The organism is Staphylococcus caprae (assembly GCF_002902725.1).
In the GTDB taxonomy this organism is placed as follows: Bacteria; Bacillota; Bacilli; order Staphylococcales; family Staphylococcaceae; genus Staphylococcus; species Staphylococcus caprae.
In genome coordinates this window covers 1-10,145 of record NZ_PPRT01000064.1, presented here as the reverse complement: position 1 = coordinate 10,145, position 10,145 = coordinate 1, and the positions used below count along the sequence as shown (strand labels likewise).

8 protein-coding genes are annotated in these 10,145 nt (G+C 33.3%); 4 read left to right on the top strand and 4 right to left on the bottom strand.

Annotated elements, in window-relative coordinates; translation table 11 throughout:
- Window positions 1-197 precede the first annotated feature (197 nt).
- A complete protein-coding gene (locus CD155_RS10755) occupies window positions 198-1,160 on the top strand; it encodes a YdcF family protein (protein WP_172605811.1) in 963 nt (320 codons plus the stop codon).
- Between the two features lie 59 nt (window positions 1,161-1,219).
- On the opposite strand, the gene CD155_RS10750 is transcribed toward CD155_RS10755, so the two are convergent.
- Together CD155_RS10750 and CD155_RS10745 are read right to left on the bottom strand one after the other, a co-directional pair.
- Complete coding sequence (locus CD155_RS10750; RefSeq protein WP_070830269.1) at window positions 1,220-1,888, bottom strand: ABC transporter ATP-binding protein; 669 nt, start codon at window positions 1,886-1,888, stop codon at window positions 1,220-1,222.
- Window positions 1,888-2,943 carry an ABC transporter permease gene (locus CD155_RS10745; protein WP_103213319.1) on the bottom strand — a complete coding sequence of 352 codons (1,056 nt, stop codon included), beginning with the start codon at window positions 2,941-2,943 and terminating at the stop codon, window positions 1,888-1,890. The genes CD155_RS10750 and CD155_RS10745 overlap by 1 nt, the downstream gene beginning before the upstream one ends.
- Before the next feature lie 133 nt (window positions 2,944-3,076).
- On the opposite strand from CD155_RS10745, the gene CD155_RS10740 reads away from it, so the two are divergent.
- Window positions 3,077-3,751 (top strand): response regulator transcription factor, encoded by a 675-nt coding sequence (locus tag CD155_RS10740; protein WP_103213318.1) that lies wholly within the window; start codon window positions 3,077-3,079, stop codon window positions 3,749-3,751.
- Complete coding sequence (locus CD155_RS10735) at window positions 3,744-5,099, top strand: HAMP domain-containing sensor histidine kinase (RefSeq protein WP_103213317.1); 1,356 nt, start codon at window positions 3,744-3,746, stop codon at window positions 5,097-5,099. The genes CD155_RS10740 and CD155_RS10735 overlap by 8 nt, the downstream gene beginning before the upstream one ends.
- A 206-nt stretch (window positions 5,100-5,305) precedes the next feature.
- On the opposite strand, the gene CD155_RS10730 is transcribed toward CD155_RS10735, so the two are convergent.
- A complete protein-coding gene (locus CD155_RS10730; RefSeq protein WP_070830265.1) occupies window positions 5,306-6,784 on the bottom strand; it encodes a malate:quinone oxidoreductase in 1,479 nt (492 codons plus the stop codon).
- Window positions 6,785-7,137: 353 nt separating this feature from the next.
- Between CD155_RS10730 and CD155_RS10725 the strand changes: the two genes are divergently transcribed.
- Window positions 7,138-8,283, top strand: a complete 1,146-nt coding sequence (locus CD155_RS10725; protein WP_172605810.1) for a glycosyltransferase family 4 protein — start codon at window positions 7,138-7,140, stop codon at window positions 8,281-8,283.
- 206 nt (window positions 8,284-8,489) lie between these two features.
- On the opposite strand, the gene CD155_RS10720 is transcribed toward CD155_RS10725, so the two are convergent.
- Window positions 8,490-10,091 carry an L-lactate permease gene (locus CD155_RS10720; RefSeq protein ID WP_070830263.1) on the bottom strand — a complete coding sequence of 534 codons (1,602 nt, stop codon included), beginning with the start codon at window positions 10,089-10,091 and terminating at the stop codon, window positions 8,490-8,492.
- Between the last annotated feature and the right edge of the window lie 54 nt (window positions 10,092-10,145).

The window sequence follows — 10,145 nt, the reverse complement described above, 5'->3', positions numbered from 1 at the left end:
CTTCTAACCATGTAGAATCTCCTATATTATTTTATCTATTTCTATAAAAAAATTATTTTTCATACTTTTAAATAATAGCAAGAATACTGGATAATTGAAACCTCAAATTCTCTGAGCAATACTTTATCTTTAAGATTGCTAATTATGATTGGTTAGTCTACATTTATAAGTACAATATAAAAAGAGGAACATCAATCATGATTTCAATCATTTTAACCATCATCGCATTTATTCTCATTGTATCTTTGTACTTTGACCAACCTTTAACACTTAATTTATTGAGCTTTATTTCAACAGTTATTTTAGGTTTCATCATCGTGACGTATCATTTAATCACTTTAACACTGCCCTATGATTTATCCATTATAATGACTATTGCTTCTATACTCATTATAATGAAACATCGTCATTTATTTAACTTTAGTCGTGGTCGTCATTTTCTAAAGAATATGTGTATTAACGGCTATCAACTTGCTTTATTTTTAATAGCTTGTTTCTATATCAGTACAATTTCAATCCCAGTTCTCAATGGACTAGCGTTATGGCTGAGTGCAATTGCTTTTAGCACATTTTTTGCATTTATATGTTATGTATCTTGGTCATCTGCCTTTGGGAGTCATTCATTTCATAAAAATGTAGATTTGATTATGGTGCTTGGCGCTGGTATCTTCACAGAGCAAGTTACACCTATGTTAGCTGAACGGTTAAACCGCGCAATAAATGTTTATCATTCACAAGCAAAGCCTGTTTATTTCTTAGTAAGTGGCGGGCAAGGTCTTGATGAACCGATTACTGAAGCTTTAGCAATGAAACGTTATTTAATAGCAAAAGGTATACCTGAAGATATAATCTTAATGGAGAATCAATCCACGAATACGTATACAAACTTCTTATATTCTAAACCAATTATTGAAACGCATTTCAAACGTCAGTCGCAACTTCTTTGTGTAACAAGTCAATTTCATATTTTAAGATCGTTACGACTCGCTGAAAAGTTAGGTTTAAAATTTGATGGTATTGGCAGTCATACACCGTACCACTTTTTCAGTAGAGCATTAATCAAAGATTTCTTAGGTGTTATGTATCAATATCGCTTATTACTAACCATTTATTTTGCAATCACTTTTTGGATTAGCATTCTCAGTTTGATTCTAAATTAAAAAGCAAGAGAACCTAGTGATGTATGGTTTGCGACATCAACTGTTCTCTTGCTTCATTTTTATTGTTTTATAATTTGTCCATCATATAATTCTATGACGCGATCTGCGTATTCGAATAAACTTGTATCATGAGTAATCATAATTCCAATCTTATTGTGTGCTTTAATTTGTTGACTTATCATTGATACTACTTCTTTAGCTCGTTTGGCATCTAAACTTGCTGTAGGTTCATCTGCTAGAATGATTTTAGGTTGATTCATAAATGCGCGAGTAATTGCCACACGCTGCTTTTCCCCACCAGATAACATATGCGGATAACTGTGAAGTCGATGCGCCAATCCTATATTATTAAGTAATTGTGTTGCTCTAGACTTAGCACTTTTCTTAGGCATTCCCGCTTCTTTACCTACAATAAGTAACTGTTCTTCTACTGTCAGATAAGGAATCAAGTGTGAAGATTGAAATATAAACCCTATATCATTCAGTCTAAATTGCGAATTGTCCTTACCGTTAATGAATAACTGTTTCTCATCATATAATACATCTCCAGAGGTTTGAGACAGTAAGCCACCTAATATTGTTAATAATGTCGTTTTACCTGAGCCGGAAGCGCCATTAAGGATGACAAACTCCCCTTTTTTAATTTCAAAGTTAATGCCTTTAAGTACTTGAGTTGCTGAATCATTTTCTCCAAAAGTTTTAACGATATTGTCTACGATTAAAGTCATTATTCATTACCCCCAATAGCTTCAATTGGATCAATCTTTAATAATTTAATAAATGACAGTGATGCACCGATTAAACCTACGATTAGAAATATCACTACCACTGAAAGCAGGTTACCTATACTTAGATGAAATGGCATAGTCACCGGCATAATTTGATTTATCATCATGATTAAAATCTCTGATAAGGCTACGCCAATAAACGTAATTAAAGAAATTTGTAAAATCAGTGAGATTAACAAATGTGGTGTTGAGATACCTATAGCTTTGAGCACTCCAATTTCAGATGTTTTTTGAATGGTCATGACATAGAAGAATGCACTTAACACGATTGCAGTAATCACATATAAACTATAAATCATCATTTTTAATGGACTTTGTTCAGCCTTATAACTCGCAATATGGTCTGTTAAATCTTGGGTGTTGACGATTTGAGTGCCTTGAATGGATTGAATTTGTTTTTTCTGTACTTTGCTGAGTTGATTTGTTGAATAAAATGATGCTACAGCTTTACTTTCATTTTGAAAAACAGATTGGTTCAATATTACAACATTACTATGTGCATACATTGCATCATTTAAAATGCCTACGATTTTGTAACTCTGATTACTATTTTTAAATTTAACTGTACTTCCTTCTTTAAGACCTTCGACAAGCAGCTTCTTATTGACTACAATTTCATTTTTATGTTGTGGATATCTACCTGAAGTTAATTTCCAGTCACTGTCTTTAGTACGATTTAATGCAACCACATTTTCTTCATTACCATTAATATTTAATGTCTTCTGTATCATATTGACTGGTTTTGCTTTAACTACCTCATCGATTTGTCGTTGTTGGTCTTCTGACAATGCAGACTTTTCAATTTGTGGTTCTTTCATTTTCTGAATGATAAATTGATTCCCTTTAAACTGTTCAAATATAGAAATATTTTCTCTAGCTAATCCTTGAGCTAAACCACTAATGAATAGAACCATGATTGCCATTAAAAACACAATCAGCATGATTAGTATAAATCTGAATTTATAAAATTTTATTTCCTTCCATGCCAAATTCATGTATCGTCACTCCTTTATCTTTATAGTTAAAGATTTTAAGCAGTGAATGTGAACTGAATATGAACTAAGGTCAATGTGTTAAAGTTAAATTTGAAATAGTATAATGATAGAAAAACTTAGGAGCGGACATACTATGGTTAATTGTTTAATCGTTGATGACGATCGTAAAATCTTGGATTATGTAGCAACCCACCTCATCAATGAGCATATTCGCACTCATACTTTTTTGAGTGGTGAGACGGCACTTCATTTTCTAGAAAAAGAGAATGTAGATATCGCGATTGTCGATATTATGATGAAGGGCATGGATGGTTTCGAATTATGTCAAAAACTGAAAGAAGATTATGGATTACCTGTTATCATGTTAACAGCAAGAGATGCGCTAAGTGATAAAGAACGTGCTTTCTTAAGTGGTACTGACGATTATGTGACTAAACCGTTTGAAGTTAAAGAATTGTTATTCAGAATCAAAGCAGTATTACGAAGATACCAAATCTATGCTGAAAGCGAACTGAAACTTGGCAATTTGACACTCAACCAGTCTTACATGGAACTTAGCGTTGATTCAAAAACAGTGAATCTGCCTAATAAGGAATTTCAATTGATATTCTTATTAGTATCAAATCCTAAACATATATTTACTCGAGATGACATTATTGAGAAAATTTGGGGCTTTGATTATGAAGGTGATGATCGAACTGTCGATGTACATATTAAAAGGCTGCGCAAAAGATTAATGCAATTAGAGGCTTCAGTATCTATCCATACTGTGCGCGGACAAGGATATATGGTGAGTCAAAATGTTTAAAACACTCTATTCCAGAATAGCTATATATACGATTACTGTTATACTTTTTAGCGCTTTAGTTAGCTTTTTACTTACGAATGTTTATTATCACTTTAATTTGAAGTCCTCTAACGATGCTAAAATTATGCACACCTTAAAGCAAGCGCGAGAGTATGAAACAACGCAAAATAGTAAGCAATTGACGTCCTATTTTAAACATTTAGGTGATATGAATTACCAAATTCTTACCGTAGACGCGCATCAATCGAAGCACTTTTACGGGGAAGCTTTTCGAAAGGATTCATTATCAAATCACGCTATACAATCCGTCTTGAACGGCAAAGATTATCATGGTATTAAGAATAAACCTTTCGAACTATTCGTAACTGGATTCTTCGATAACGAAACAGACAATACAGTGGGCGTGCGTTTTCATACTCAGCACGGACCATTAGCCGTATTTATGCGCCCTGATATCGGAGAAACATTTAGCGAATTTAGAATATTTTTAGCAGTTTTACTTTCATTATTACTGGTCATTTCAATTTCATTAGTTATTGCGTCTACGTATTCTATTATTAAGCCTGTTTCTGCTTTGAAAAATGCGACCAACAGACTCATGCATGGTGATTTCCAAACGCCAATCAAACAAACGAGACAAGATGAAATTGGAACTTTACAATTGAGATTTGATCATATGAGACAAAGTCTAGGACAAGTTGACCAAATGCGACAGCACTTTGTACAAAATGTCTCTCATGAAATCAAAACACCATTAACACATATGCAAAGATTACTTACTCAGTTACAGTTTTCCAAAAATAAAGAGGAACGCACATCTTATATTAATGAATTATTTAGTATCACATCACAAGTGAGCGAGTTAACAAAAGAATTACTGTTACTATCAGAATTAGACAATGCTGCTCATCTAACATTTAACGATCATATACACTTAAATGCATTAATTAAAGACATCGTAAGACATGAACACTATCGTTCAGAAAATAAAGATTTAGTTATCATGACTGAGTTGGAAGATGTGTATTTCCTAGGAAATGATCGTTTGATACATCAAGCGTTCAGCAATTTAATTATCAATGCGATTAAATATTCTCCGCAACAAGGTATGATTCAAATGCGTTTATTTAAAGAAGCATCCAATATCATTTTTACAATTGAAAATGAAGGTACCATTTCAAATCAAGATAAGGCTCACATTTTCGAGAGATTTTATAAAACAAGTACTGATAACACGAGTAACGGTTTAGGTTTAGCTATCACTCAATCAATTATTGAATTACATGGAGGACATATCTCCTTACATTCAAACGATTCTACAATATTCTCCATTCAATTGAATATGTAAATAAAAAGGAAGCTGAGACATAATTCCCAAAAATAATAGCAGTAAGAGGATTTCAATTGGAATCTTCTTACTGCTACTTTTATATCAAATACTACGTATTAACATTTAATTTTATATGCCTACACTCTATTCACCTATTAGCGGAAAGTGTTTGAATTGAAAGTACACTGATACCGAGCTTCTCTCAATCCCTCTTCGTTTAAAATTTATTTCACATTTAAATATTTTTTAATTTCTTTATTAACTGCACGGTACACATCTTCATGTTCAGAAAGTTTCAAACCAAATGATGGTACCATTTCTTTAATTTTAGATTCCCACCCACTAAATTCAGATTTATAACAACGTTGTAATACATCAAACATGATATCTACTGAAGTCGAAGCGCCTGGAGAAGCACCTAATAATGCTGCTAGCGTACCGTCTTCAGAAGTAATCACTTCTGTACCAAATTGTAAATTACCTTTCGATTTATCAGTGTCTTTAATAACTTGAACACGTTGACCGGCCGTGATAACTTCCCAATCTTCATCTTTCGCTTCAGGAAGGAATACTCGTAAATCATCGACACGCTCTTCGTTAGATAACATCAATTGTGATACAAGATATTTAGTTAGGTTAAATTCTTTCACACCTGCACTTAACATCGTTACAATGTTATTCGGTTTTACAGATTTAATTAAATCTAGGTATGAACCTGTTTTTAAGAATTTAGGTGAAAAGCCTGCGAATGGTCCAAATAATAATGAACGCTCACCATTCACAAAGCGTGTATCTAAGTGAGGTACTGACATAGGCGGTGCACCTACTTCAGCTTTACCATATACTTTCGCATAATGTCGTTGAATCACATCAGGGTTCTTACATCTTAAGAATAAACCACTTACCGGGAAACCACCAATGTGTTTAGATTCTTTAATACCTGTTTTTTGTAATAATGGTAAACTTGCGCCACCTGCACCAATAAATACAAATTCAGTCTCATAGTGTATGACTTGGCCAGATTTTAAATCTTTTACGACAACATGCCAATTGCCATTATCTTGTTTCTTAATATCTTGAACTTCGTGTTTATAATTAACTTCAACGTTTTTATCTTGTAAATTACTGATTAATTTCTTCGTTAAAGCGCCGAAGTTCACATCCGTTCCTGTTTCATCGTAAGTAATAGCGATCGGTTCCTCAGATTGACGTCCTTCCATCATAAGCGGTACCCATTCTTTAATCTTTTCAGGATCTTCAGAGATTTCCATTTTTTCAAAAAGAACGTTCTTTTGTAGACTATCTACACGGCTTCTTAAGAAACGTACATTATTTTCACCTTTGACAAAACTCATATGAGGCACAGATTGTATGAAGTTTCCTGGACTTTCTAATTGGCCAGTACGTACTAAATGCGCCCAAAACTGTTTAGACACTTGGAATTGTTCATTAATTTGAATCGCTTTTGTAATATCAACTGAGCCATCTTTACCTTCTTTAGTATAGTTCAATTCACATAATGCTGAATGCCCTGTTCCTGCATTATTCCAAACATTTGAACTTTCCTCTCCTGGTTGTTCTAATCTCTCAAATAATTTAATTTCTCTCTCAGGTGATAATTCTTTAAGTAATGTTCCTAACGTTGCACTCATAATACCGCCACCAATTAAGATGACATCTGTTTTGCTATGTTGTGTACTCATAACAAATACAGTCCCCCTTTTCAATGAATAAATGGAACGATTGACTCTAATGGATTTGTTTTAACATAGATTTTCTTATTAAAATTAAAGCGCTTTCTAAATCTATAAAAAAATATATCCCAAGAGTTATTTAAGAAGTCTATATACCTTCTCATCATAACCATTGATTAGACTACTTTAATTATATACATAAATTGTATTTCACAAAAGGATAAAAAGTCAGATATACATAAATAATTAAACTTGTAGTCTTAAATTTTAACCACTTGACCATTTTAACATATTACCTTAGAAAGCAAGTCTAATGTTATAATTATTTATAATAACAAAGAAACAATGAGGTGTTTAAATTCATGAAGTCGTTCACGTTGTTCATGCATAACATTTATGCAATGGGTGGAACGGTAAAGTCTGTAACACAACTTGCGAATACATTGGCACAAAAAGGACATCCTGTTACTATCATTTCAGTATTTAGAGGTGCTGAAACGCCCTATTTCCAACTGCATAAAGATATTAAAATTAAAGTACTTGTTGACTATCGTCTCAAACCTAAAAATTTAAAGGCGATTGTTGCGAACCGCGTTAAAGCATACACGCCATTCTTAAAGACGAAACATATTTCTCAACACGAACCGGGACTCAATCAATTTTCAAGTTATGTAGAAAAGAAAATAATTAAAGCTATCAAAAACGTTTCAACCGATGTGTTAGTAGGAACACGCGCAAGCTTCAACATACTTATTTCTAAATATGCTAAAACTGAAGTCTCAACCATTGGAATGGAACATATGAATTTCGAAGCCCACCCTGAACAATATCAAAGAGAAATCATAGCAGCGTATCGTAACCTAAATAAGGTTACAACGTTAACTGAAGCAGATCGCAAAAGATATCAATCTCAAATCAAGACGCCTGTCTACGTTGTTCCAAATATGATTACTGAGAAAAAGATTGCAGCACCAAAGAAAAATATCATTGTAGCTGCTGGACGTCTTGAATACGAAAAAGGATTTGACTTACTGCTAGAAAGCGTCAGACTCATTCAAGATTATTTGAGAAGTTTAAATTACGAGGTTCATATTTATGGAGACGGTAAAGAAAAATTACAACTTCAAGAATTTATCAATCAGTATGATTTGGGAGATATTATACAACTCAATGAATCTACAAAAGAGTTAAATAGTAAATTAGCTCAAAGTAAAATTGTCGTTGTTCCTTCTCGCAACGAAGGCTTTGGAATGGTTATATTAGAAGCAATGGTCCAAGATAATATCGTTATCAGCTTTAAAGGGAATGTTGGACCAGATGCTATTATTAAAAATGGAAAGAATGGTTACCTTGTTGAGTATGAAAACGTCTCACAACTTGCGAAACAAATCGATTTAACCACTCATAACTACCATGAGCTTGAACACATCGTTCAAGGTGGCAGAGAAACTTTAGAATTATATCAACCTGATAAAGTATATGAAGACTTTATGTCGATGTTTAAATAATAAAGTAAACCGCTTCGAGCAATTCCCTTAGTTCATAACTGGCAAACGATATCTTGACATTAAATAAGCTCTAAGAGGAGTTCTTTGATTAGAAATCCTCTTAGAGCTCTTATTTTAGAATTGATATTTCGAAAGTGAGATAGCAATATCGTTCTAGTAAAATTAATTTTCTTGGTGCAACCTCATTGATAAGTGTATTTCATTTTTTATAATAAAAGTGATAATACAAATGTCCAGAGACAGACGAATATTAATAATCCAATGCTATAACGTAAAGTCATTTTTAATAATTCGGATTCCTTACCAACTTCTTTAACGGCAGCTGTGGCAATCGCAATAGATTGAGGTGAAATCAGTTTAGCTGCTACCCCACCTACTGTATTAGAAGCAACAAGTAAAGAACCACTCGTTCCAATTTGTTGTGCAACCGACGCTTGGATAGGCGCAAATAGAGAGTTGTTATTTACTACAGATCCTGTCATAAATACCCCTATCCATCCAAGTATTGGAGATAAGATTGGGAAGACACTACCCGCTTTAGCAATACCTTGTCCCATTGCACTACTTAAGCCACCGTATGTCGTAATCTTAGAAATAGCTAGAATGAAACAGATCGTTAAGACTGGTAACCATAATTCTTTAAATGTTACGCCAAATAAACGTCCGGCATCTCCAAAGTTTACTTTCTTAGACATTAATATCGTAATGATAATTGTAAGTAAGATGGCTGTACCTGTCTGTCCAATAATATTAAGTGATAACACGATAGGTTTATGTGCAATTTCACTAAAGGTACCTGGCAAGTTAAAGTTAAATACTAAACTTGATAACTTCCCTTTTGGTAAGAATAATCCTTTAAATGATGGAGAACTCCAAATCATTACAATGACTGTTAATATGATGAATGGACTCCATGCGTATAATATATCTTTACCTTTATGATGTTGAACGGGTTCTGGTTCGACATCTTTTTGAATTCTGAAGATATTTTTCGGTTGGAATTTCTTAGAAAATAATGCTAGAGCTAGCATAGATGCAAGTGGCGGTATAATATCAGCTAACTCAGGACCATTGAATACAGTTAAGAGTGCTTGCAATGCGGTATACGTAATTGAAACCACTAAGATAGAAGGTAATGTTTCTTTAATACCTTTAAAACCATCAATAATAAATATTAGTAAGAATGGAATAAAGAAGTTAATAAAGGCTAAAGTTAACGTAGATGTCTGAGATACACCCATCGCTGAAACATTTCCAGGTAAATGTAATGTGTCTACAACACCAACTGGAATACCAATGGCACCAAACGCACCTGAAGCAGCGTTCGCAACTAAACATAACATCGCTGCTTGTAATGGTCTAAATCCAAGTTGAGATAATAATAATGCACAAATGGCAATAGGTACCCCAAATCCTGCTGCTCCTTCTAAAAATGCATTAAATGAGAAACCAATCAGCAATAATTGAATACGTTGGTCTTGAGAAATACTTGTAATACTATCTTGAATCGTAGAAAACTGTCCTGATTCTAATGTGATTTTATAAAGTAGAACGGCCATCATAACGATATAACCAATCGGTATAATACCTTGGAAGAAACCTTCTACAACTGCCCCAGATGCAATACCAACTGGCAATTTGAAAAATGGAACGGCTATTATTAATGTCACGACAAGTGTCGTTATCGCGGCATAAATTCCTTTCATTTTAAAAACAGTAAGACATAGTAAGAATAGAACAATAGGTATCGCTGCGATTAAACTTGATAATATTAAATTATCAAATGGATTAAATGTTTGTACTAACATATTTTGACTCTTCTTTCCTAAAATTTTCTATAAAATTACTAGCTAGTCACATAC

Coding starts and splice junctions, on each gene's coding strand:
- CD155_RS10755 (WP_172605811.1), top strand. CDS start 198: ATGATTTCAATCATTTTAACCATCATCGCATTTATTCTCATTGTATCT.
- CD155_RS10750 (WP_070830269.1), bottom strand. CDS start 1,888: ATGACTTTAATCGTAGACAATATCGTTAAAACTTTTGGAGAAAATGAT.
- CD155_RS10745 (WP_103213319.1), bottom strand. CDS start 2,943: ATGAATTTGGCATGGAAGGAAATAAAATTTTATAAATTCAGATTTATA.
- CD155_RS10740 (WP_103213318.1), top strand. CDS start 3,077: ATGGTTAATTGTTTAATCGTTGATGACGATCGTAAAATCTTGGATTAT.
- CD155_RS10735 (WP_103213317.1), top strand. CDS start 3,744: ATGTTTAAAACACTCTATTCCAGAATAGCTATATATACGATTACTGTT.
- CD155_RS10730 (WP_070830265.1), bottom strand. CDS start 6,784: ATGAGTACACAACATAGCAAAACAGATGTCATCTTAATTGGTGGCGGT.
- CD155_RS10725 (WP_172605810.1), top strand. CDS start 7,138: ATGAAGTCGTTCACGTTGTTCATGCATAACATTTATGCAATGGGTGGA.
- CD155_RS10720 (WP_070830263.1), bottom strand. CDS start 10,091: ATGTTAGTACAAACATTTAATCCATTTGATAATTTAATATTATCAAGT.